The sequence below is a fragment of the Flexithrix dorotheae DSM 6795 genome (assembly GCF_000379765.1).
Classification (GTDB): Bacteria; Bacteroidota; Bacteroidia; order Cytophagales; family Flammeovirgaceae; genus Flexithrix; species Flexithrix dorotheae.
Window position 1 is genome coordinate 117,762 of record NZ_KB903520.1, and the last position, 25,030, is coordinate 142,791.

A 25,030-nucleotide genomic window follows, 5' to 3' on the forward strand; every position below is an offset into this window, starting at 1 on the left:
GCGATGAAAGTTCAGCACCACTTTATAAAAGGATTAACATTATTATATCTTCTTTTTTCCGTTCACTTTAGTTTTTCCCAGTCCATTGGTCCGGATGAAACGGAAAAGGTTTTGGCCTTGATTACATCAGAAAGAAACCTGGTGAAAAAACACCCAGCCCTGAAACCAGGACAAAAGGTAATTTTGCTTTTGAAATATGGCTTGTTTGAGGAAGCCAGAAAGATTATTGAAGCCAATCAGCTTCAAACTGAGGATGTGTTGCTGGCAAAAGCTCAGTATTATTTTAAAACCAATGATTATTTTCAAGCTGAAAAGTTTGTGAAACAGCTTTTGGACGTTGCCCCAATGAACAGAGAAGGAATGTTGCTAAGTGCTTCACTTCATATCCAGGCCTGGGAATTGGAAGAGGCAGTGAAAATTTGTAACCAAAGACTGGCAGATGTAAAATTTGATGATAAGGCCTTGGTAATGCTCGGGGAGATTAAACTTTTACAAAAGCAATATGATGAGGCATTAAAGTTGGCGAAGGAGGCTCAGGCATTGAATGCGAACAGTGCTGAGGCTTATTTACTGGAATCAGATGTATACTTCTGGCAACAACAACCGGAAAAATCAATTGAGCCACTAAAAAAATCCCTGGAATTAAATCCCTATCTGGTAGATGCAAGATTTAATTATGGTTATGCGATTTGGAGGAAAGGAGAGGTGGAATTGCTGGATAAAATGGCGGAACAGTGGGCTTTGGCTCTGGAATTAAATCCATTACATTATAAAACTAACTGGCATTGGGGAAATGGGCACACCCAGCTTACTTATAAGGATTATTTTTCCCCTAAGGATGATATGGTTTTTAAGGAATTGAAAAAGGGGGACGAATTAATTGCCCAAAATCAAGTGGATGCTGCCATCGAATTTACCTATGCTATAGAGAAAAAATTTCCAAAATCGGTCCTTCCGGCAATGATGCGGGGTTCGGCTTTTTATATGCATTATCAATTGGGAGACTCGAGGCTCGATTCAGCACAACGGACTTTTGGGGAAATCCTCCACACAAAGCAAAATTATGGTCCGGCTCACAACGGGTTAGCTGCTGTGGTGAAGCAAAAAAGAATGGCTTATCTGAAGGAGTTTGACTCGCTGGAAAATGCCATTTCCAAAACAGAAATTTCCAATAAAAAGGGATTTGCAAAAGTTTTCCCTGATGTAAATTATTATGCAGGGGACCGGGTACAAAAAATGGTATGGAGTGCTTTGTTTTCCAGTAGTGCCTATATCCCTCTGCTACAAAAGCAAAAACTAAAATTTGTAATTCCTCCCTTACACAGAGATTTGGCAACTGCCATGAACAATAAGTATTTTAAAGAATCCACTACTTTTGATAATAGACAGTGGATGGATATCAGGGGAGTAGGTTCAGGTGCTGCTGGCATTGAATATGTGGAAAGAGGAGCTCATTTGGAAAGAAATGTAGTATTACATGAATATGTGCATTTATTCCATTCCAGGGTTTTTACGGATAATCAAAAAAGAAGGGTAAGAGCGTTGTATTACAATGCCATGAAAAAAGGGTTGACGCTTGATTATTATGCCGCAAATAATGAACACGAATTTTTGGCTCAGACCTACACAGCTTATTTTGCTACTCAAAAAGTTCATCCTCTTAACCATAAATCTATGAATACAGTTTGGGACTTAAAAAACAAGGATCCAGAAACATATGCTTTTATAGATTCCCTGGTGAAACAGCAAAACATGGCTTTGGAAGGAAAATCAGAAGTCCTAAACAGGAATCTTGCCCAGGTTTATATCAATTTATCAGAGGATGTTAGCACTGCAAAAGATAATCCGGCATGGGTTTCACTGGCTTCTTCCTACCTGGATTCTGCCTTACAGCTGGATAGGGATTATATTCCCACTTACCTGAGCTACTCTCAACTTAAAAATGAAACCAAACAGCTCCCGGAAAGTGAGGCCTGGTTGCAAACTGCTTTAGGCAAGGACCCCAATAATCCACAGGTTTATAAAGCCAAAGCCCATTTCTATCAGGCCAGTTTTGAAAATGGTGACCTGGACTTAAACAAAGCTTTTATGCAGGTACAACTCAATTATGCCAATGCCTTGTCACTGGAGAAAGATTTGAATGAATGGACTACTCTGAATCGGGAGTTGAGGGAAATGTATGTGAATTTTGGAAAAGTAAAAGAGGCTATTGAGATCACTCATTCTTACCTCACCGTTGCTCCTACAATTTCTACTTATCTGCGGGATAAAAGGGATTTGGCACTTGCTTTTGTGGCTTACCAAAAGGGCATCTTAGGGTATCCGGGGAATACTGAAAGAGATTTGGAGAGGCTGGTAAAATCAAATCCTCAGCAATTGAATTATCGGTTTATGCTAAGCGAAGTTTTAGCTACAAATGGGAAAGCCCAGGAAGGATTTGATTTGCTGGGTGAAAGTTATTTACTGGGCAAAGCAGCTGGTGAAGTAAACCCACAGCTCTTAATAAGAATGGCAGAAATTCAGGCGCAATTGGGTGCTCCGGATAAAGCCCTGAATTTAGTAAATGAAATTTCGGACCTCAATAGTTTGTCTGATGACTTGTCATTGAAAGTGGCTAGAATATACCTGGAGAATGGTAAAACTGTAGAAGCAAAGGAAATAATCAGCAGAAAAGGTTATTCAAAACTTCCAAAAGCTCATGCTGAATGGTTATTTGCTCAAGCTTTATTAGCTGAAAAAGAGGGAGATAAATCTGGTTTGTTAACAAGCCTGGAATTAGCCTTAAAATCTAATCCTTATCATTTGAAAGCCAGAATGAAAATGGTGGAAGTACTTGCATCGGAGGGAAAAAAAGGGAAAAAGAAGGTTAAAAAAATGCTGAAAAAAATGAAGAAAATGCCATTGGCACCAGGCCCTTCTTTCCAGGAAAAAGCTAAAGATTTGATGAATGAATAAACTATAGATTACCTTGAATATCAGTGAGCTATCGGGATGGAAATGATGGTTTGCGTTCCTGTGTTAGTTTCAGGATTAGGTTGCACAATCATTTTACCTTGGTGTTTTTGAATAATGTTCAGACTGATGTACAGGCCAAGACCGGTACCTTCTCCAACTTCTTTAGTGGTAAAAAAAGGTTCGAAAATCTGGTTCTTGATTTCTGAAGGAATTCCAGGTCCATTGTCCGTGAAAATTATTTTTACCTGTTCCTTTCCTTCCTCATTTTTTTCGAGAGTTGTGGTTATATTTATTTTCTTGTTTTTTATCAATTTTTCATTTTCCAATGCCTGAATACTATTGGTGAGAATATTCATGAACACCTGATTGAGTTTACCTGGGAGACAATAAATCCGAGGTACCTTATCATAATCCTTTTTAATTTCAAATTCATTTTTGATCAGGTGATTGAGCAGGAGTAAAGTAGAATCCAGCCCCTGATGAATATCATAAAGGATAAATTCATTGTCTTCATCCCTGGAAAAAGATTTGAGCCCTTTAATGATTTCAGCTGACCTTTCAGCACCCATCACAATGTTTTTGGTAACCGTTAATGTCAAATAAACCATTTCATCAAATTGTGCTTCTTTTTTAAGCCGGGCAATTTTTTCCAGTTTTAAATTGATATTGCTTTTATCGATGAGTTCATATTCTTTGAGGATAATGGAAATTCGTGCTATAGATTTCTCCAGACCTATAATTCCCGATTTTATATAATTGATTGGATTATTGAGTTCATGGGCTATTCCCGCTGTTAATAAACCCAGAGAGGCCATTTTTTCAGACTGAATCAACTGGCTTTGGGCCTCCTGTAACCTCCTGAGTGTAGTTAGAGATTCTTCATATTGGTGTTCCAGTTCTTTCTGTTGCGCCATCAACTCTTCATTCTGAGAAGAAATTTCTTCATTTTTTACGTTTAATTCCGATGTCCTTAACTTAACCTGTTCTTCCAGGTAATCTCTTTGTTTTTTTACCTGACCTATTCTGTAAAAGTAGATTAATAATAAAAGGAAAATTGTCCCTAAACTCGCTAGTCCTCTGAACCATAATGTTTGCCACCATGGAGGAATAATGGTAATTTTAATTGAAGTCCCTTTTTCATTCCAAACTCCATCGTTGTTGGAGGCTTTTACCTTAAAAATATATTCCCCAGGGTCAAGATTGGTGTAGGTAGCTTTATTTTCTGTTCCAATATATCTCCATTCCTCATCAAAACCTTCCAGCATATAAGCAAATTGATTTTTGGAAGGTGCCGTATAATTCAGGGCGGCAAATTCGATACTAAAAACACTTTGATCATGCTCCAGCTTAACTTCCTTGGTATATCCGATATGGTTTTTTAGAACTGAAGAATCTTTACTTACATCAATTTTTTTATTGAATAAATAAAAGTTGGTCAACTTAACTTCGGGAGGGTATTCATTTAATTTTATACTATCTGGATAAAAATAATTTAGTCCCTTTATACCTCCAAAATAAAACAAACCCGATTTCCCCTTATGGTATGCCCACCGGTTAAATTGATTACTTTGCAGACCATCATTTCTATCGAAATTTAAAAATGTTTGGGTATTAGGGTTAAACCTGGACAATCCCTTATTGGTGCTTAGCCAAAAATTACCATTATCTGATAACAAAATTCCAAAAATCACATCGTTTGGCAGTCCGTGTTTCATTCTGAAATGACGGAAGGAACCTGTTTGAGGATTCATAATATTCAAGCCTCCTCCATCAGTTCCCACCAGGAGATTGCCTGTTTGGTCCTCTAAAATTGATAAAATGAAGTCATGACTTAAACTGGATGAATCTTCCTCCGAATAGCTATAGTTGGTTACCTCAAAGGTCTCCGGGTCAAATCGATCTAATCCGCCCAATAAAGTTCCAATCCAAAAATGGTTGTTGGAATCTTCATACATGGTAATCAGGTTGTCATTGATAAGTCCATTATTTTTCCGGGTGAATTTTTTGAAAGATTTGGTTTCTCTATCGAAAAGGTTTAGGCCACCACCATAAGTACATACCCAAATATTACCTTTGCTGTCTTTTAAAATGTAAAAAATGCGATTATCTGAGATACTGGTAGGATCTTTAGGATCATTTTTAAATCTGTAAAATTTCTTATCCTTAAAACTGTAAAAATTTAAACCTCCCATCCAGGTCCCTACCCAGATTCCGTCCGTATCCAAACAAAGGGACAAGGCTTTATTACTTGAAATAGAGTGTGGGTTGTTGGGATCATATTGAAAATAGGTGAATGTTTTCTTTTGTTTATCGTAAAAGTTTAAACCTCCACCGTCAGTGGCTAACCACAGGTTTTCATTTTCATCTTCAGCAATTGAGGAAATATTGGGATGGCTCACTCCCTTATTATCATTGGTAAAGGTTAGGGTGAAAAATTTTATTTCAATTGGATCATATAAATCAATACCTCCCAGCCTGGAGCCAATCCATACCCTTCCCTGATTATCATTGATGATACTTCTGGTGTTATTGGCAATTATTGAAGCTTCACTTCTTGGGTTTGCCCTATAATGGTACTCTTTGTTGTTTTTTCTATCCAGAATAAACAAACCATTTTCTGAAGAAACCCAAATGGCCCCATATTTATCTTCATTTATGTAGGTAATACTTTTTGATTGTTCTCTGTTTGAAGTGTTATCCCGGAGTTTTATGAGTTCAAATTTATAATTGTTTTTTTCTTCTGGATCCTGAAGTTTAAACAGGCCATTATCTTTTGATCCTACATAAATATCCCCATTCTTTGTTTTTATAATGTCATTAATCAATTCAGTATTAAGGCCTGTACCCTGAGACGATAAAGGAGGAATTCTCCTTACTTTTGAGCTTTCAAACGCTTCAGGGTTTACTTTTAAAATATTTATGCCTCCGCCAAGTGTGCCCAGCCATAATTCACTCTTTTCTTTTTGCATTATGGACATGATCCTGGGATGGGTAAGGCTTTCTTCTATTTGTATAAAATTTGATATGTTGCGAAAGCTTTTTCCAGCTGGTAGTACACTTATTCCTTCGTTCCAGCTCCCAAACCAGATATTGCCATCTGAATCTTCGAAAATACTGGTAATATTTGCTGCTTTAAGTACTTCAATAAAATTGTCTTTCTTCCTGTTATAAATGTTCAATCCCTTGTGAGAACCTATCCAAAGTCTTTTCTGGGAGTCTTCAAAAATGGTCCTTATGTTATTATGGTTGATTGACCCTGAATCGTCAGGATTATGACGGTAAATGGTGAATGTTTTTCCATCAAATTTATTAACCCCATCTTCCGTACCTATCCAGATAAATCCTTCATTATCCTGAAGGAGGGCAATTACATTATTTTGAGAAAGGCCATCTAATATAGTAAAATGCTTGAATTTTATATTTTGGTAAGTTTGAGCGAATAGAATGGAGGTAAAACTTAAAAAACACCACAACAAAAGGATTCTTTTGTAGAAGTTTTTTATGTTTTTTTTAATATATTCTATTGTTATTTTGATAATGATGGTATTTAGGTAGCGGTTAACTAATTTAATTAAAAATAATCTTTATGAAAGATGAAAGGAGGACTTTTTTTGACCAATTCCACCTTTTGCCTAGGTTCTGTTTAAAAAAAGTATATTAGGCTTTTTTAGAAAAAATCAATTTTGGTACTTTTTCAAGAAAATATTGTAGGAAAGATTCACAGTTTTTTGGAAGAAAGTATACTGGTTACAGTCGATATGAGAGATTAAAAATACTTTCCGATATTTTAATAATTGTATTTGTTAAAAAAAATTGTGGAATAACATTGATGCTTATAATAAAATCGAGTGACATTTCAAAAAATAATGGCTATCCGAAAACCTGGATAATGAAGATAAGTTCCAAAATTAAATAATCAGAAAGCAAAGGGTATAAAAGGAATTGTTCTGAACTTTAACTTTTTTTAATTCAATATAAAGATTTGATTATAAGATTGTTAGGCTTGTTTTAATATATATCATTTTGGGCATATTGCTAATATCTTTCAGGATGCCGAATTTTCCCTTATTTTTGATTTTTTAAGCTGAATTTTCATCCACATGAATCACTAATCCAAAAACTCAATTTATTTGACTTTTGTGGAATTCAGTTTTTTGTAAAATTTATCCATACGCTCAACCTTAAAAATAGGAAGTACTCAATTTGTGATTGTAAAATGGTATTAAAGGCAGATAATCTAATAAAAAAATACAAAGGCAGAACTGTGGTAAATGATGTTTCTGTGGAGGTAAGTCAGGGAGAAATTGTTGGTTTGCTGGGGCCAAACGGAGCAGGAAAAACGACATCCTTCTATATGATAGTTGGCCTGATTAAACCAAACCAGGGAAAAATATATCTCGACCAGGATAATATAACCGGATTGCCAATGTTCCAGCGGGCAAAACTAGGGGTAGGGTATCTGGCTCAGGAGCCTTCTGTTTTTCGTACCCTGACTGTAGAAGAGAATATCCTTACACCTTTGCAAATGACAAAGATGAGTAAAAAGGAACAGATGGATAAGGTGGAGGAATTAATTGAAGAGTTTAGTCTTGGACATGTGAGAAAAAACCTGGGGATGGTACTTTCTGGGGGAGAGAGGAGACGGACGGAAATTGCACGGGCCTTATCCGTTGATCCAAAGTTTGTGCTTCTGGATGAACCATTTGCTGGTGTTGACCCTATTGCGGTGGAAGAAATTCAAAGAATTGTTTTTAAGCTTAAAGACAAGAATATCGGAATCCTGATTACCGACCATAATGTAACTGAAACACTTTCAATTACCAGCAGAGCCTATATTCTTTCACAGGGAAGTATTTTGAGAGATGGAGTTCCAGAAGAACTTGTGGCGGATCCTATTGTAAGAAAAGCCTACCTGGGAGAAAAATATGAATTTAAAAGAAAAGTTTTTGATGATTAACTGAACTTTTCTACGATTACCACCCTTCCTGTTCAGGAAGTTTGGAAAAATTCCTTATAATTAAATTAACAACCAATTGACAATAAAATATCTTTGCCAAAAAGATATAACATAAACCGTTTAAGTTTTTGCAGATGGAATTGCTTAATTCATTTTTTAACTGGGTGATGAGTAAACGGATGGGACAGATAGAGTTTTTTATGGAAAAACCTCTTGAAGCCCAGGAAAAAATTTTTCAAAACTTAATCAGTTCAGCCAGGCACACTGAGTGGGGAAAAAAGTATCATTATTCTGAGATAAATGCTCTTGGTGCCTTTCAAAAACAGGTGCCTGTTTCCACCTACGAAGATTTATTCCCCTACATTCACCGGATGATGATGGGGGAAAATAACATCCTTTGGCCCTCAAAAGTGAATTGGTTTGCTAAATCATCAGGTACTACCAATGCCAGAAGCAAATACATTCCCATAACCAAAGAATCCCTGGAAGATTGCCATTATAAAGGAGGTAAGGACATTATTACGGTGATGATAAACCGAAAGCCGGAAACAAGACTCTTTGGCGGAAAAACTGTTGGGATAGGAGGGAGCTATGCAAAATTTGAGGATAACCCAAACACATTTGTGGGTGATGTGTCTGCGATCATCATGAAAAACTTACCCATTTGGGCGGAGTATATGCGGACACCAGGCTTGGATATAGCACTTATGGATAAGTGGGAGGATAAAATCAGATTGATGGCAGAGATTACTTCCAGAGAAAATGTAACTAATATTTCCGGTGTACCTACCTGGACCATTGTGTTATTGGAGAGAATACTCGAACTGACTGGTGCCAAAAATATTCTGGAAGTATGGCCAAACCTGGATGTTTTTTCCCATGGAGCAGTGGCTTTTGATCCTTATCGGGAAACTTTCAAAAAGCTAATACCCAACGATGATTTGCTATATCTGGAATTATACAATGCCTCTGAAGGCTTTTTTGGAATGCAGGATACCAGCAAACCTAATGAAATGCTGCTGATGTTGGATTATGGCGTTTTTTATGAATTTATTCCTATGGAGGAATCCGATAAAGAAAATCCAAAAGTAGTGACATTGGGGGATGTGGAAATTGGGAAAAATTATGCCATGTTGATCAGTACAAATGGTGGCTTGTGGCGATATAAAATAGGTGATACTGTAAAATTTACCTCTACTTATCCTTACAGAATAAAAATTTCAGGACGGACTAAGCATTTCATCAATGCATTTGGAGAAGAGGTGATTATAGAAAATGCAGAAACCGCCATTTCCAAAGCCTGTAAAAAAACAAATGCCAGAATTGTGAATTTTACCGCTGCGCCCATTTATCTGGAAGCCGGGAAAAAAGGTGGGCATGAATGGATCATAGAATTTGAAAATGATCCTGATGATCTCGATAAGTTTACCAACCTGCTTGATGAAACACTTCGAGAAGTCAATTCGGATTATGATGCCAAAAGGTATAAGGATATGGCACTCGTGAGGCCAAAAGTACATGCAGCTCCTTCGGGTACTTTTTATCAATGGATGAAAAACCGGGGGAAACTTGGTGGGCAAAATAAAGTGCCCAGACTTTCCAATAACCGAGAGTTTGTAGATGATATTTTAAAACTTTTGGAAGTTGGAGCCAATTAATGTCACCAACTTCTAGCTTAATATTACTGTAGGGTCCTGATTTAAAAGTTTCGTAAAAATGAAGTATAAATCAGGAACTTCCTTTTTAAATAAATAAGGATTTTCAAAAAACACTTCCACACATCCGGCAAAAAACTCGTAATTATTTCCACCCACATAATCCCTGAAAATACTTTCCTCTCCATTTTTTATTTTGGAAGTTTCCCTTTTGGTCAATTTCTCAAATTCCCTAAGTTGCTTTTTATCCAAAAAACCATATTCCTCATTCTGAATTTTATTTTCCAGGTGTAAAGCATGAGCCATTTCATGAAGCCCCAAATTAATCGAATCAGATGGATCGATATAGCCTTCCAAAAAACTTCTCCATGAAAGAACAATGAGCTTCGCTTTAGGATTAACTTCTCCCTTGTGGTACCTTCTGTAAATGGTAGAATAATAATCATCCGGGTAAACCAAAATCCTTTTGAAATTGGCAAGGTAAATATCTTTCAACCCAAAAGTAAGCTGAATGGCCGATGCTGCAATCAAAGCCTTCATTTCAGGGGTGATTTTTCCACTTCCTCTGGAAATAAATTGTTTGGAATCGATGAAATATTGTACTCTTTTTTCGAAAATCTTTTTGTTTGCAGGTGAAAGCTTTTGGTAATAAGCGAAATATTTTGTGAGTGGCTTTAGGTAAGCCGGATTAATATTTCTAAAAGATTTTGGAATGGCATTGGTGTAAGGCTTACCATTTCTATATGCTGAAATTGCATATAAAATTACTCCTCCCATTATTACCAAAAAATAAAGTCCTGAGAAGGAATAAGCCGCCTCTGGAGCTTTTGAAAGTATTGTAGCGATGTTAGTATTGATCATAAACTGATTATTGAAGATGTCTGCAAACTGTTAGTACCTAAATCACCAAGAAATATTACAATTTTAGATGATTTATATATTGCCATATGATAAGGAGATTAAATTCCAGATAATGGAATTTACCACCCCAGTTTTTTCCTGATGAATGAAGTCAATTCATCTGCATTGGCTTTATGTTGCCTGAGGTTGGGATGAAAATCGCAGCCCAAACCCAGTTTTCCCTGTTCCGAAAGGGTATGCCAGTATATTTTGGAGTAACCCTCTTTTTCAAGATCCACAATAATATTTTTTATATAATTAGAAAGAGTAGTCCGGACTTTTCTTGGCTTTGGATAAGCATCCGAAACCATTGGACTGGTAAGACAAAAAATTGGTTTGTCCGGGTAATTTTTCCGGATTCTTTTAAGGAAATTTTTGTAAGCCGAAACAAAAAAGACTCTGTCCGGATTTTCATGGGCAAAGTCATTGGTTCCCAGGTTTATCACTACAGCATCGGGAATCCAGCTGGAAAAATTCCACTGGCTGAGACTATCTCCAGGCAGAATTCTCTCATATAGTCTGGGCATAGTTTCCAAATTCTCTCTGTTGTAATTTTGTACCATACCTTTACCCGACATGGCTATGGCCACATACTCTGCCTTTAAATTTCGGGCTGTAATGGCACTAAAAGTTTTGTTTCCATTCTCTGTTTTGGGGGTGAATTTACAACGGGCACTATCCCCCTCATTTCCATACCCACATGTAATGGAATTGCCAATAAATTCTATTTTACGGCTATAAGGTTTCCGGATAGGAATCAGATAATCGCCAGTATCCAGTCGCAATCCATGAAATTCCACCGTACCACATGCTGCTTCCGTGCGTTTGAAAATCTGAATCGTGTGAACGGTATCCTTCAGGTTGGAAACCAGCGGATAAACCAGGCTGTCATTTGTCGTTTCCAGTAAAAAGGTGTGTTTCCCATCAAGTGTGACATCAAAAAAATTGCTTTGAAGTTTGCCATAACCATCTTTGATATCCGATAAGTTTTTAAAAATAGCAGTGCAATTAGCACCTTTAAAAGCGAAAGAAATGCTGGAGCCTGTCCAGGCAAAGCGGGCTTTGTTATTTTGCGAAAAGTCGAATCTTCCTGTATACTGAAAATGAGTGTGCCCAGGAAGAACAGAATGGTAATCAGGTTTTCTTTCTCCACAAGACCACAAAAATATTGGTAAACTTATCGCAATAGCAATAAAGATTTTTTGAAAACAGCTGTATTTATAATGCATCAGGTTTTGTTTGAACTCCATTAATCGTGTGTTTCCCCTAAACACCGGAAACAAAAATATAAACCTAATAGTATCCTCCCATTATTTTCCAAATAGAAATTTTTTATCTTATTCAAAAAATCAGGATTTAGGAGAGGTTGAAAAATGAATAATAGTATTTTTTTTATAAGTATGGAAATAAAAAAGTGTTTTATTTGAAAATTTCTTAAATAATTTATTTTATTTCCATATAATATTGAAGATTTATAATTTTGGGTTTCATATAAATCAATTTTATCACAAAGCAGGAAGGGACAGTTTAGGAGGAACCCACCCGGGAAATTTTAAATTTAATGAAATACTATAAAACCGTAAATATAAATACCTCAATTCAAAGAAGCCTTTACGGATCAGTGTTGATCATTTATACCGGTGGTACCATTGGGATGGATTATGATGAAGCCACTGGGAGTCTGATTCCTTTCGATTTTGAAAAAATTATTGAAAAAGTTCCTGAATTAAAAAGGTTTGAGTTCCAACTTACAGTTCTGTCTTTTAGTAAATTACTCGATTCCTCAGATATTGGGATCAGCCACTGGATGGAATTAACTAGAATAATCGGGGACTTTTATGACGATTATGACGGTTTCGTAATTCTCCATGGTACAGATACTATGGCATTTAGTGCTTCAGCCCTTAGTTTTTTATTGGAAAATTTAGGCAAACCGGTGATTTTTACTGGTGCACAATTGCCCATTGGTGCCAGCAGAACCGATGCTCGGGATAATTTAATTGCCGCCCTGGAAATTGCGGCCAATAAGAAAAATGGTCAGTCCCTTGTGCCCGAAGTTTGTATTTATTTCGATCATTTGTTGCTTAGGGGAAACAGGGCTAAAAAGGTACAAAATTTCAATTTTACGGCTTTCGAGTCTGCCAATTATCCTGCACTGGCTGTTGCCGGAATACACATAGATTATAACCTGCCGGCCACCAAAAAGCCAGAAGGAAAGCCCTTGAAAATCCACCAGAAAATGGAAGAAAAGGTGGCCATTTTAAAAATATTTCCGGGCTTATCCTGGGAGTTTATGGAAAGTTTTTTCAGTAATCCAAAACTAAAAGGAATTGTGCTGGAAACATTTGGTTCGGGAAATGCACCTACCGATGAAAAATTTCTCAAAATTATCAATCAGGCCATTCAGAGGGGAATTATTATTTTAAATGTATCGCAGTGTAATGGAGGAAGTGTAACCCAGGGAAAATACCTAACCAGCAAACATTTAGCTGAAATTGGGGTAATTGGAGGGGGTGATATGACTACAGAAGCTGCCATTACTAAATTGATGTTTGTACTCGCCACCAAAGAAAACCCTAAAGAAATAAGGGAAATCCTTGAAGCTTCAGTGGCTGGAGAAATCAGCTAAAACACGCAAAACCTTACATGAATATGGAGTCATTTTGAGGGAAATAGTTCCGGATATAGTCCAATTAATATTTAGAAAATTAATATTTAGAAAATTTGCATTAAGTTATTTTTATTGATTTATTTGCGCAATGTGAAAATACCCCTTGAAAGGAAAATAGCTTGTTTTCAAAAAAGTTTTTCACAGTGATGTATCTTTTTTGTAGTTTTGGATTATACATTACAAGAACTGGAGAGGTGACCGAGTGGCTGAAGGTGCTCGCCTGGAAAGCGGGTGTGCTCTGAGAAAGGGTACCAAGGGTTCGAATCCCTTTCTCTCCGCTCCAATTATTTAACATTTGGAATAAATTAAACATTCATACAGGAAAAATTGTAAACTTAAAATTGAACATTAAAAAATAGGTTATGAAAAAATTATTCACATTATTGTTCTTTATTTGTGCAATAACTTTCGGACTAACTTCAGCCACTTTCGCGCAAAATGAAGAAGGAACAGAAGGAGACACTACATCAATGGTAGAAGAAGATTCTGCTGCAGTTGAAGCACCGGCACCGGTTATGCCATCAACACCTGAGCCCGAAGAAGTTGAAGAGCCACAATCATTTCATCAAATCATCAAAGAAAAATTTATTGAAGGGGACTGGAGATTTATGAGCCCTGTATTGCTTTGTTTAATTTTAGGTTTGGCTATCGCCTTGGAGAGAATTATTTCTCTAAACCTTGCTACTACTAATACTAAGAAATTAGTTGAAAGAGTAGAACAAGCCATAGAAGAAGGCGGGATTGATGCCGCAACTAATGTAACTAAAGCCACTAAAGGTCCTGTTGCTTCTATTTTTACTCAGGGATTAATGAGAATGTCTGAAGGAATTGATATGGTTGAAAAATCTATCATTGCTTACGGTTCTGTTGAAATGGGTAGATTAGAAAAAGGATTAGTATGGATTTCTCTTTTCATCTCTCTTGCTCCTATGCTTGGTTTCATGGGTACTGTAATTGGTATGATCGGTGCATTTGACTCTATCGAAGCTGCTGGTGATATTTCTCCATCGTTGGTTGCTGGTGGTATTAAAGTAGCACTTTTAACTACAGTTGCTGGTCTTATCGTAGCGATTATCCTTCAGTTATTCTATAACTACTGTGTATCTAAAGTTGATTCTATTGTAAATGACATGGAAGATGCTTCTATCTCTTTGGTAGATGTTCTAGTTAAGCACAAGATCTCTAATAGCTAATTATTAATTCATATTAGCTTTTAATATTTTAAGAATTATAAATAATTAGATACATGGATTTAGTAATTGCAGATTATGGATTAAGAGCTGCTTATATACTTGTTATCCTTGCCGCTATAGTTGCTGTTGTAATGCCTATAATTAAATCGGTTCAGGATCCAAAAAGTATTATTGGTAGCCTTGTAGGAATTGCCGTGTTAGTGGTTGTTTACTTCATCGGATATGCCCTTGCTGGCGATGAAGTAACGCCAAAATACATGGAGTTTGATGTAGACTCAGGCATGTCTAAGTTGATAGGTGGTGCCTTGACTATGTTTTATATTATGCTAGTAGTAGCATTCTTGGGTATTATTTATACCGAAGTATCAAAGCTATTTAAATAAACAAAAAAATTATGGGCAGATCCAAAAGACAAAGTACAGAGGTTAATGCAGGTTCAATGGCCGATATCGCATTCCTTCTCCTAATTTTCTTTTTGGTAACAACAACTATTGCCTCAGATAAGGGTATTTATGTTCAACTTCCCCCAAAAAAAGAAGAGCAGCAGGAAATTAAATTGAAACAAAGAAACATCTTTAATATCCTGATTAACTCTCAAGATAAAATGTTGGTGGAGGAAGAACCTCTGGAATTATCTGAATTAAAGGAAACGGTAAAGGAATTTATTACCAATAATGGTAAAGATCCAAAATCATCGGAAAGCCCTCAGAAAGCGGTTGTTTCTCTTAAAACTGACAGGGGAACAAGTTATGAACAGTATATTCTTGTGGTAGATGAATTAAAACAAGCGTATAATGAATTGAGGGCTGAATATTTAGGGATTACCCTGGAAGAGTTCAATGAGCTTGATAGGAAAACTGATGAGGGGGAAGAAATGTATGACAGAGCACGACAAGCTTTTCCATACCAGGTGTCGGATGCTGAACCTACTGACATTAATATAGCAAATTAAAAATTAGGAACTTAACTCTGAAAAATTATGGCAAAGTTTAAAAAGAAAACAAACACAAGCCAGGATATTCCAACTTCAGCTCTTCCTGATATTATCTTTATGTTACTATTCTTCTTTATGGTAACTACGGTATTAAGGGAAACAGATTTGTTGGTAGAGAATAAGTTGCCAAATGCTACACAGCTGACAAAATTGGAGCAAAAATCTTTAGTAAGCTACATTTATGTAGGAAAGCCTAAGGATACTGATAAGTATGGTGATGAGCCAAGAATTCAGGTAAATGACGTATTAATCATGCCAAAAGAGATTCCAAAGTTTGTTTTTGAGGAAAAAGACAAATTGGATGAAGTGGAAAGAGATAAAATTACAATGTCTCTTAAAGTGGATAGAGATGCAAAAATGGGTATTATTAATGACGTTAAGCAGCAATTAAGAGAAGCTAACGCATTGAAGGTGAATTATTCAAGTATCCTAAGTGCAGATGCCTTGTAATAAATTTACAAGCTGACCAAAAAAAAGGCCCCTGATTTAATTCAGAGGCCTTTTTTTTATGCTTCTCCAATGGTTCCTCCAAAATTCATTGGGAACTTGGGCGCTTCCTGTGTCTGCTTTATTGGCCCAAAATTATTTTCATATTTATCAATATTATCTTTTAGGGCATCCAGTAATCTTTTGGCATGTTCAGGAGTGATTACAATTCTTGATTTTACCTTTGCTTTAGGCACGCCTGGCATTAACCTGATAAAATCTACCACAAACTCACTGTTGGAGTGTGCAATCATTACCAAATTGGAATAAACACCCTCTGCTACTTCTTCTGATAATTCAATATTTATCTGGTTAGGATTCTCCTTTTCTTCTTTACTCATTTTATTTTGATTTAAATAGTTTACAGACTTATTCAGCGAATTTAAGAAACAAAACGACTGATTGAAAAATAAGTATTGTATTTATTGGGCTCCCTGCTTCTTTAGAATTTGGAGAAATAGTCTTTTTTCTTCAGAGGAAAGTTCTAGAATGGGATTGGAAATGTCATTTTTTATATCAGAATAATGAGCACTAAATTCTTCAGTATCCCGAAATTCCTTTAATTCCTCCCAATTTTTGCCTGTTAATTCCTTTGCCTTTTGATTTCTCAAATTATCAATCTGTTCTGAAAACAATGCCTTTGTATTTAGGTATTGCTCAAAAGTACAATCAGCTTCTGGTTCAAAAATGATAATACCTTTTTCAGGAAATTTTTGGATAAACCAGGTGAATTGCTTTTTGAATAGTTGAGGACTAGTATTTTTGTCATTCAACCATAAATCTCCATTTTTTGATAGTTTTAAAAACATCAATTTCATTCCATTCCAATGGTTTTCTCCAAACCTTATACTTTCATTAAATAAACAGAAGGGTGAATGGTTTCCTTCTATTAAAATATCATTGAAATGGGCAGGTTCCACCTTTGAAAGCAAGGGACAATAAAAGGGATAATAATTATAATAAGCCACTTTATATAAATAAAACCTGGGGTCAAACTCACCTTTGTCAGGATATCCAAAGAAAGCAATCTTAGAATAACCATATTTCCTCAAATTATTGATTAATAGTTTTACATATTTTACAGGCATATTTTTATCCACAGAAATTCCAATTGTAATTTCTCTTTCTGGAAAAAACATATAATCTTTAGTGATTTCCTGCTTTAGGGCTTTACCAATGTTGGTGAAACTGCTTTTTTCTTGATTTAGATAAATGTGGGGCATTTCATTCTCCTGCAATTCTGCTTTGGGAAAAGCCATCCTTACTTCAACTTTAATTTTTGTTATCCAATAACTATCATCAGAAACAGGCAAAGTAGGTAGGTTAAATCTATATTGGCTTTCAAATCGTGAAGCTAAAAAGTGCTGGTCTATTTTAAAGAAGTCAATGAATTGAATTTTGGTTATTACCATGGAAAACAACCCAATGGAAAGAAGAGAAAATACCATTAATTTATAGGTTTTCCTGCCATATATTTTTAGGAATGAAGTCCAAAGTTGAAGGAATAAGACAACTAAAATAAGGATAAAAAGATAGTTGTAATTGGGATATAAATTAATGACATAAAACTGGCGATTCCAGTTGAAGTATTGACCGTAAAAGAGGGCAAATCTGCTAAAAACCAGAATGAAGACCCAGAATAGAGCATTTATATCAGTCAGTATATTTACTTTTTGATATTTATACTTAAAGAAAATATCACTTTTGGAGCTTTTTAGCCAAAAATTAAAAGTCTGGTTTAAACCATAAATTCCAGCAAATACCGCAAAGAAATAATTGTAGAAATTGTACTCTTCAATTGTAAGTTCCCATAAATTGATACTAAAAACAATGGAGGAAAGCCGTAGTATTTGTTGAAGGAAAGTACTGAAAAGATATAAGGCAAAAGCAGAGGACAATCCTAAAAATAGTCCTGCATAAATGGTCCGGTTGCCCAGTTCCTTGAAGTTTATTTTTTTTCGTAAATATCCTTTGTATAAGCTCATATTTCAAGGTAAGTAGGCCTAAAAAGGATTTTATTACTATTTTTTCAAAACTTTAATATAATGCATAAACAAGTAAGTGGGATTTTTTGAGGGATAGGGGAAATAGATTCTAAATCCCCTATGAAATATTCTTTACAATTTGCTATGTGAACCATCGCAAAATGGAGCCTTTTGAGAATGCTTACAACCGCACCATGCCACTCTTTTCTTCTTTTCTACAGTTTCCTTTACCGGACGGAAATCTGTGCCCTTGTGTGATCCATCACAGTAGGGTTGTTTCTTGCTTTCCCCACAGGCGCACCAGAAATAAGTGCCTGGTTCTATATCCATTACATAAGGTACCTTCTGTGCAATTTTAGGTTGATTCATAATCATTGAGATTTTAATGTGGAACTATCCTAAAAATACAAAAATCCAGACGGATATACATTTATAATATTGGATTCTACAATTTTAACAGGAAACTTAAAGTATCAACTCCATCTGCATAATCGTCAATTTCAGGGTATTGTGCTTTTCCAAATGGAACCGAATCAGCATACCATCCTCCATCAGCAACAATGCATTGTAATTGATCTTTTTCATTTTCCAGCCGTTTACTTAATTCCTCTGTGGATTTATAAAATTCATAAAAAAGTACGGCAATTGGAGAGGCCGATTCCTCACTTTCTTTCAGCATTAATCCACCATTATCCAAATGGGGAATCTGCTTAATTAAGTAAATAGACTTATTGTAATCGTAATTATTGGCATATTTGTGATTTTGAAGCATTTCTTTTCCCAGGTCTTCCATAGCCGACATTATCCTGGTCAGGTCAAAATCATTGGGAAGAAAAACTTTTGAAACATTTCTGCAGCCTAAACCATAGTAGGTCAATACATCTGTTCCCAGGAGTTTTATGGCCTCTTCGTTCTCTTTTCCGTTAAGTACTGCACAGGAAACCCTGTTTTTTCGAATTATTTTTGGTTTATCTTTAAAATAATATTCAAAATATCTTGCGCTATTATTACTGCCGGTTGCAATGAGTGCATCAATTCCTTTTAGCTGTTCTGCAAATACAATTTTATCGGCAAAACGAGGCTCAATTTCAATCAGCATTTCAGCGATTACTTTAAGCAAATAAGGGTCTTGCGAACTTAACTTGGCATAAAGGATATGCCCACTGACTAAAACGGAAATGAAATCATGAATTCCTACCATAGGGATATTACCAGCCATGATTACACCTACTTTCTTTGGTGTGAAACTTGCCGAAAACTGGTAGGATTTAGCCCAATTCCGGAACTTTTCAGGAGCGAGTAAGGTTTCTAAACCTTTAAATGATAATGCTACATTTTCTGGTACAAACCAGTTGTTAAAGGTATGTGCTTTTTGACAGATTTCCTGCTTGGTATTCGCATCTATATTTTTAATTTTTTTGCGTAATTCTTCAAAAGCTTTTAATCTTTCTTCAATATTCATATGCAGTTTTTATCTTTTGAATTTGTCCCAGAAACATTAGGGTTATAAATTTGTTGAAAATTAGACAGACAAAATTAACTAATTGAAATTTAAAGCGTGAATCTATGGCTATCATGATTACAGACGAATGCATCAATTGTGGTGCATGCGAGCCGGAATGCCCAAATACTGCCATTTATGAAGGTGGAGTAGAATGGACCTGGGGTGGGGGAACCAGTTTAAAGGAAGTGGAGATGGAGGATGGCACTAAAATTAGTGGTGACCAGCCAATGGAGCCCATTTCGGATGAGTTTTATTATATTGTATCAGATAAATGTACTGAGTGTACTGGTTTCCATGAAGAACCTCAGTGCGCTGCAGTTTGTCCCGTGGATTGTTGTGTGGATGATCCTGACTATAGAGAAACTGAAGAAGAATTATTAGGTAAAAAATCGTGGATGCACGATGAATAATTCTACTCTTATACAATAGAAAAGGGTATTGGCTTGTTCAATACCCTTTTTTTATGATTTAATAATTAAATTATGGGTTACCAATGCCAAATATTTAAAATACTGGAGCACATGGAGATATTGGAGCCTGCTGGAAATCATTTATACACAACTATGGAATTTATTGGAAGGGAAAATGATTCAATCAAAAAATACTTAAAATTTATTCATCCTTAATCAAATTAAGCAATTGAATTCTAGTCAATCGATAAATAAAATAATTGTTCCCTTTATCGTATTTTCCCAATTTACCGGGACCTCACTCTGGTTTGCCGGGAATGCAGTTATTTCAGATATCTCTTTAGCATTTAATCTCCCTGAGAGTGCATTAGGTCACCTTACTTCAGCGGTTCAGTTGGGGTTTATTTTGGGTACTTTCCTTTTTGCTATTTTCACTATATCTGATCGGTTTTCCCCTTCCCGGGTGTTTTTTATCTGTGCTATTTGTGGAGCATTGGCCAACCTGGCAATATTGATTTCTACCGGAATGTTATCAATTATGATTTTTCGGGCGATAACAGGTTTTTTTCTGGCTGGTATTTATCCGGTAGGAATGAAAATCGCATCGGATTATCACGATAAAGGCCTGGGAAAAACTCTGGGATTTTTGGTGGGCGCTTTGGTAATTGGAACAGCTTTTCCTCATTTATTGAAAAATTTCACCGGTTTATTTTCGTGGGAGTCAGTAATTATGGGAACTTCTGCAATTGCGGCTTTTGGAGGATTGCTAATTCTTTTATTTGTCCCGGATGGACCATTCAGGAAAAAAAGTTCGGGTTTTGATTTTAAGGCTATTCTAAAAGTTTTTCAAAATGGAAGGTTTAGGGCAGCCGCATTTGGTTATTTTGGTCATATGTGGGAGTTATATGCGTTCTGGGCATTTGTGCCAGTTATTCTGGTCAATTACCAGTCAATGCATGTGCAAATAAATTTTCCGGTTCCGTTTTGGTCATTTATCATTATAGGGGCAGGAGGGATTTCCTGTGCGGTTGGAGGCTATATTTCCAATAAGACAGGGAGTAAACCAGTAGCGTTTTATTCGCTTTTGCTTTCAGGAATTTGTTGTTTGATCTCTCCTTTAATTTTTGCCTGGACATCAATGCCCTTTGTTATTTTTTTAATTTTCTGGGGGCTTACGGTCGTTTCTGATTCACCCCAGTTTAGCACCCTTGTAGCAGGATCTACTCCACAAAACTTTACGGGTACAGCCCTTACCATTGTCAATTCCGTAGGCTTTTTTATAACCATTTTCAGTATTCAGTTACTCAATTATCTTTACTTGCATATTGAAGTGCAATTTATATTTTTAGCTTTGTTGCCCGGACCGGTTTTGGGTTTAATTGCCTTAAAGTTTTCGGGCAAAAAGAACTGAAATATATAACTTTGTTTTTCAGTAATCCACAGAGAGTCAGAATTTGCCAAATACAAACCATCCCTACTAATTACATTGAAAAAAATCCCAATTACCATAAAGGCAATAGCAGAAGAACTAAAGGTATCTCCCTCCACTGTTTCCAGGGTTTTGAATGGTCAGGCCGATCAGTATAGAATTAGTAAAAAAACAGCGGAAACAATTCAGGAATATGCACATCAACAAGGTTTTGTTCCCAACCAAATTGCCAGAGGATTGAGGTTGCAAAAAACGAATACAATAGGGTTAATCATTCCGGATATTTCCAATCCTTTTTTTGCTGGCATTGCCAGAAGCATTGAAATTGAAAGTAGAAAAAAAGGCTATTTTTTATTCCTGTTCGATTCTCGGGAAGATACTGGTTTGGAGAAGGAATCCATCGCGCTTTTAATGAGTAAAAAAGTAGATGGTTTAATTGTATCCCCTGTAGGTATTTCCGGAACACACCTTTTAAAATTGAAACAGCAACATTTTCCCCTGGTTTTAATAGATCGTTATTTCCCGGAAATAGATTTGCCATTTATTGCTTCAGATAATAGCAGAGGTGCCTTTGAAGCCACAAACTATTTAATTGAAAAAGGGCATAAGGCTATTGCCTGTATACAGGGACTCCCACAGGCTATTTCCAATATACAAAGGGTACAGGGCTTTAAGGAGGCCCTGGAAAAAGCAGGAATTCCCTTTAGGAATGAAATGATTACCGGAACCGATTTTGGTGTGGAGAACGGATATACTCAAACTAAAAAATTATTGAAAAGGACTTCAGTTCCTTCCGCAATTTTTGCACTGGGTAATATGATTTCTTTAGGGGTGATAAAGGCTATTGCTGAAGCAGGGCTGAAAATTCCTGAAGATATTTCTTTGATTTCTTTTGATGAACAACCTTATTCTGCATTTCTTTCTACACCAATGACTACCGTAGCCCAGGATAAAGAAAGCCTTGGGAAAGAAGCGGTAAATTCTTTATTAGAAAATTTGAGCAGTCAGGAATACCTGAATGAAAAGAAATTAATTCCTACCCGCTTAATAGAAAGAGCTTCTGTAAAGGATATTAATCTAATCAGGAAATAGTAGGCGAATTAATGCATATTCATGATCACTTCTACACTTAGATCTGCCGGATAGCCATTTAAATAAATAATTTGTTTTTCAACAATCGCCAAAGAAAGTGTTTTGGAAGTTAAGGCATGTATTTGAAAAACCTGGTCCTCCTTTTCGGAATTCAAAATTAACTGGGTTCTGGAATTATTTAACTCCCAATATCCGAGTTGGACAGGTTCACCCGGAACCAGAGCTGTAAAAGCTCCGCTTTCATTAAATTTAAAGGTTGTATTTTTGGGGATGCTAAGATCGGAAAAATCCAGGCCGGAACCTTCAATTATCTTATCGGAGAGCAATTCCCCATTTAGAAAAACTCTTACTTCCTGAGAAGTTAGTTTTTTAGTACCAATAATGGGGTCTATAATGAATTCCTTATCATCCTCACAGGAGGAAAATGAAATAGAAATAAAAAGAGCAGAAATTAGGAAAAGTAGGCCTTTCATAGCATAAAATGTTTTGGATTGAACTTATCCTTCAACCAGATAAAAAGCACTCAGGGCCCATTTCATCTGATTTTAGAATAATTAGTAGTAGAAATTTGCTAGTTTGTTACAAATTTAGTAAAAAAATCAAGGATTGAAAGTAATCCGGAGCGCAATGCTTACCGTTTGTATAATTTTTATAAATAATATTTCTGAGTATTCTTCAATATTCAAAATTTTAATCATTCGCTTGAAAGATGCGTTTCAGGAATTTCATGACTGTAAAGGCAAATACTTTTTGAGAATCTACATTTTAAATTTCGGAATGATCAACTATTATTTGTAAAAAATCGATTATTAAAATGCAAGGGTATAAAATGATTTTTCTAACTTTCCGGATTCCCTGCAGGGAATTTTCTTTTAGCTAAACACAAAAGATGAAATTAACACAAGATCTATATAAATCTTCATTAGGATTATTTACAGACCTCTACCAGATTACGATGGCCTATGGGTATTGGAAGTCCGGGACAACTGAAAAAGAGGCTGTATTCAACTTATATTATAGAAAAAATCCATTTAACGGAGGATATGCCATATGTTGTGGTTTGGATTATGCGATTGACTATTTACAGGATTTTTCCCTTGATGAATCTGATTTAGAATATTTGGGGAAGTTGACCGGAAATGATGGTAAACCTCTTTTTGAAAAAGGTTTTCTTAAATATTTATCTGAAATGGAATTTAATTGTGATATTGATGCCATTCCGGAAGGAAGTGTAGTTTTTCCAAATGAACCGCTTGTACGTGTAAAAGGCCCTCTTTTTCAGTGTCAGATTCTGGAAACAGCATTATTAAATATTATTAATTTCCAAACCCTGGTGGCTACCAAGGCGGCCAGATTAAGCATTGCTGCGCTTGGTGAACCTATTCTGGAATTCGGAATGAGAAGGGCTCAGGGAATTGATGGTGCTTTGGCTGCCAGCCGGGCTGCCTACATAGGGGGTTGCTCCGCTACTTCCAATGTGCTGGCGGGTAAACTATTTGATATTCCCGTAAAGGGAACCCATGCACATAGCTGGGTCATGTCATTCGATTCTGAAGAAGAAGCATTTGAGGCTTATGCTCAGGCCATGCCCAATAATTGTATTTTTCTGGTAGATACCTTTGATACTATTGAAGGAGTGAAAAAAGCTATAGTAGAAGGGGTAAAACTTCGGGAAAGGGGCTATGAAATGGTGGGCATAAGACTGGATTCAGGGGATTTGGCTTACCTGAGTATTGAAGCCAGAAAGCTACTGGATGAAGCCGGGTTCGAAAATGCTAAAATTGTGGCTAGCAATGATTTGGATGAAAATATAATCACAAGTTTAAAGTCCCAGCAGGATGCTCAAATTAATGTTTGGGGAGTGGGAACCAAGCTGGCTACAGCATTCGACCAACCCGCACTGGGAGGGGTATATAAAATATCTGCCATAAAAAATGCCAAAGGGGAATGGGATTATAAAATAAAGCTTTCAGAGCAGGCGATCAAAACTTCTAATCCAGGGATTCAACAGGTAAGGAGGTATTTCAGGAATGGAGAAAGTGTGGCAGACATGATATTCAATGAAGTAGATGAAATTCCACAGGCCCCTGTAATTATGGACCCGATGGACAACACCAGAAGAAAAAAGATAAACAAGTCCCTGGAATACAAAGATTTATTACAGCCTGTTTTTAGAAAGGGCAAATTAGTGTATGAAAGACCTGGAATTAAGGAGATTAAAAACCATGTACAGGAAGAATTGGGTACTTTGCACAAAAGTATTAAGCGATTTGCCAACCCACACCAATATCCTGTTGGCCTTGAAGAAAATCTATTTAAGCTAAAAACAAATCTGACTTTACAATTGAGGAAAGTAGAATAGGCAAATGCTCCATTTTCCGGAAATTAAGCCATAGCTATTTCATAAAGGTTATACTTTAGCCAACTTCAAAATCCTTTTCTATTTCCAGAAAGGGATTTTTTTGTTTTTAAGGAAAAGACAGTTTTCATGGCTATTTCAAAAGGAGTCAAAGTAGATTATCCTATAGATGTTTTTCTGCCAGAGGAAAAAATGATCATTTCATATGGAGATTTAAACAATTCTTTTTTTAAAAAAAGGAGTTGTAAATTGCCCATTATTTTTTGAACTTTAATAGCATAAAATCTTACTTTTGCTGATTAATTTTTGAGAATTTGTTAGAAAAGGTAGTTTTTAGGACTATATTCATATTATAGTTATGTGAAAGATTTTTGCCAAAATTCTGGTTCAATGCCTTGAGGTTCTATAATAACCAGTGGGATTCCGGAAGAATTGTTTGG

General features: G+C 36.0%; 20 protein-coding genes and 1 tRNA gene. 13 read left to right on the forward strand and 8 right to left on the reverse strand.

The features are described 5' to 3' along the window. The first annotated feature begins 3 nt into the window (after nucleotides 1–3). Entirely contained in the window at nucleotides 4–2,955 is a 2,952-nt protein-coding gene (locus tag A3EM_RS0140010; RefSeq protein WP_020533864.1) for a tetratricopeptide repeat protein, read from the forward strand. A 20-nt stretch (nucleotides 2,956–2,975) separates the two neighbouring features. Here the strand turns inward: A3EM_RS0140010 and A3EM_RS45205 are convergent, their stop codons facing one another. Beyond that, on the reverse strand, nucleotides 2,976–6,428 hold the full coding sequence (locus tag A3EM_RS45205) for a two-component regulator propeller domain-containing protein (RefSeq protein WP_020533865.1): 3,453 nt from the start codon (nucleotides 6,426–6,428) through the stop codon (nucleotides 2,976–2,978). Between the two features lie 743 nt (nucleotides 6,429–7,171). On the opposite strand from A3EM_RS45205, the gene lptB reads away from it, so the two are divergent. After that, nucleotides 7,172–7,912 (forward strand): LPS export ABC transporter ATP-binding protein, encoded by a 741-nt coding sequence (gene lptB / locus A3EM_RS0140020; protein WP_020533866.1) that lies wholly within the window; start codon nucleotides 7,172–7,174, stop codon nucleotides 7,910–7,912. A gap of 134 nt (nucleotides 7,913–8,046) precedes the next feature. Continuing rightward, complete coding sequence (locus A3EM_RS0140025; RefSeq protein ID WP_026210889.1) at nucleotides 8,047–9,570, forward strand: GH3 auxin-responsive promoter family protein; 1,524 nt, start codon at nucleotides 8,047–8,049, stop codon at nucleotides 9,568–9,570. A gap of 12 nt (nucleotides 9,571–9,582) precedes the next feature. On the opposite strand, the gene A3EM_RS0140030 is transcribed toward A3EM_RS0140025, so the two are convergent. Beyond that, nucleotides 9,583–10,428 (reverse strand): zinc-dependent peptidase, encoded by an 846-nt coding sequence (locus tag A3EM_RS0140030; RefSeq protein ID WP_020533868.1) that lies wholly within the window; start codon nucleotides 10,426–10,428, stop codon nucleotides 9,583–9,585. A 119-nt stretch (nucleotides 10,429–10,547) separates the two neighbouring features. After that, entirely contained in the window at nucleotides 10,548–11,717 is a 1,170-nt protein-coding gene (locus tag A3EM_RS0140035) for an SGNH/GDSL hydrolase family protein (RefSeq protein ID WP_020533869.1), read from the reverse strand. Nucleotides 11,718–12,028: 311 nt separating this feature from the next. Between A3EM_RS0140035 and A3EM_RS0140050 the strand changes: the two genes are divergently transcribed. From A3EM_RS0140050 to A3EM_RS0140075, 6 genes are all read left to right on the forward strand, one after another. Next, nucleotides 12,029–13,096 (forward strand): asparaginase, encoded by a 1,068-nt coding sequence (locus tag A3EM_RS0140050; protein ID WP_020533872.1) that lies wholly within the window; start codon nucleotides 12,029–12,031, stop codon nucleotides 13,094–13,096. A gap of 230 nt (nucleotides 13,097–13,326) precedes the next feature. Beyond that, a tRNA-Ser gene (locus A3EM_RS0140055) sits at nucleotides 13,327–13,416 on the forward strand. Nucleotides 13,417–13,500: 84 nt separating this feature from the next. Continuing rightward, nucleotides 13,501–14,331 carry a MotA/TolQ/ExbB proton channel family protein gene (locus tag A3EM_RS0140060; protein WP_020533873.1) on the forward strand — a complete coding sequence of 277 codons (831 nt, stop codon included), beginning with the start codon at nucleotides 13,501–13,503 and terminating at the stop codon, nucleotides 14,329–14,331. Nucleotides 14,332–14,384: 53 nt separating this feature from the next. After that, complete coding sequence (locus A3EM_RS0140065) at nucleotides 14,385–14,714, forward strand: hypothetical protein (protein WP_020533874.1); 330 nt, start codon at nucleotides 14,385–14,387, stop codon at nucleotides 14,712–14,714. Between the two features lie 11 nt (nucleotides 14,715–14,725). After that, on the forward strand, nucleotides 14,726–15,283 hold the full coding sequence (locus A3EM_RS0140070) for an ExbD/TolR family protein (RefSeq protein WP_020533875.1): 558 nt from the start codon (nucleotides 14,726–14,728) through the stop codon (nucleotides 15,281–15,283). 27 nt (nucleotides 15,284–15,310) lie between these two features. Next, nucleotides 15,311–15,775, forward strand: coding sequence for an ExbD/TolR family protein (locus A3EM_RS0140075; RefSeq protein ID WP_020533876.1), 465 nt, complete (start codon nucleotides 15,311–15,313; stop codon nucleotides 15,773–15,775). 56 nt (nucleotides 15,776–15,831) lie between these two features. Here A3EM_RS0140075 and A3EM_RS0140080 read toward each other — a convergent pair whose 3' ends face one another. The 4 genes from A3EM_RS0140080 to A3EM_RS0140095 form a co-directional block, all read right to left on the reverse strand. After that, complete coding sequence (locus tag A3EM_RS0140080; protein ID WP_020533877.1) at nucleotides 15,832–16,152, reverse strand: DUF3467 domain-containing protein; 321 nt, start codon at nucleotides 16,150–16,152, stop codon at nucleotides 15,832–15,834. A gap of 81 nt (nucleotides 16,153–16,233) precedes the next feature. Then, nucleotides 16,234–17,796 (reverse strand): ExbD/TolR family protein, encoded by a 1,563-nt coding sequence (locus tag A3EM_RS0140085; protein ID WP_020533878.1) that lies wholly within the window; start codon nucleotides 17,794–17,796, stop codon nucleotides 16,234–16,236. 132 nt (nucleotides 17,797–17,928) lie between these two features. Then, complete coding sequence (locus A3EM_RS0140090; protein ID WP_026210890.1) at nucleotides 17,929–18,165, reverse strand: CDGSH iron-sulfur domain-containing protein; 237 nt, start codon at nucleotides 18,163–18,165, stop codon at nucleotides 17,929–17,931. 76 nt (nucleotides 18,166–18,241) lie between these two features. After that, on the reverse strand, nucleotides 18,242–19,258 hold the full coding sequence (locus A3EM_RS0140095; protein ID WP_020533880.1) for an acyl-CoA reductase: 1,017 nt from the start codon (nucleotides 19,256–19,258) through the stop codon (nucleotides 18,242–18,244). A gap of 104 nt (nucleotides 19,259–19,362) precedes the next feature. Here A3EM_RS0140095 and A3EM_RS0140100 point away from each other — a divergent pair, with 104 nt between their 5' ends. The 3 genes from A3EM_RS0140100 to A3EM_RS0140115 all read left to right on the forward strand — a co-directional run bounded on the left by A3EM_RS0140100 (nucleotide 19,363) and on the right by A3EM_RS0140115 (nucleotide 22,231). Continuing rightward, nucleotides 19,363–19,710: a 4Fe-4S dicluster domain-containing protein gene (locus tag A3EM_RS0140100; protein ID WP_026210891.1), complete on the forward strand. Its 348-nt coding sequence runs from the start codon at nucleotides 19,363–19,365 to the stop codon at nucleotides 19,708–19,710. Between the two features lie 229 nt (nucleotides 19,711–19,939). Continuing rightward, nucleotides 19,940–21,121 carry an MFS transporter gene (locus tag A3EM_RS0140110; RefSeq protein WP_020533884.1) on the forward strand — a complete coding sequence of 394 codons (1,182 nt, stop codon included), beginning with the start codon at nucleotides 19,940–19,942 and terminating at the stop codon, nucleotides 21,119–21,121. Nucleotides 21,122–21,196: 75 nt separating this feature from the next. Further along, complete coding sequence (locus A3EM_RS0140115) at nucleotides 21,197–22,231, forward strand: LacI family DNA-binding transcriptional regulator (RefSeq protein ID WP_020533885.1); 1,035 nt, start codon at nucleotides 21,197–21,199, stop codon at nucleotides 22,229–22,231. A gap of 8 nt (nucleotides 22,232–22,239) precedes the next feature. On the opposite strand, the gene A3EM_RS0140120 is transcribed toward A3EM_RS0140115, so the two are convergent. Further along, a complete protein-coding gene (locus A3EM_RS0140120) occupies nucleotides 22,240–22,704 on the reverse strand; it encodes a hypothetical protein (RefSeq protein WP_020533886.1) in 465 nt (154 codons plus the stop codon). A gap of 416 nt (nucleotides 22,705–23,120) precedes the next feature. Here A3EM_RS0140120 and A3EM_RS0140125 point away from each other — a divergent pair, with 416 nt between their 5' ends. After that, on the forward strand, nucleotides 23,121–24,593 hold the full coding sequence (locus A3EM_RS0140125) for a nicotinate phosphoribosyltransferase (protein ID WP_020533887.1): 1,473 nt from the start codon (nucleotides 23,121–23,123) through the stop codon (nucleotides 24,591–24,593). Nucleotides 24,594–25,030 lie beyond the last annotated feature (437 nt).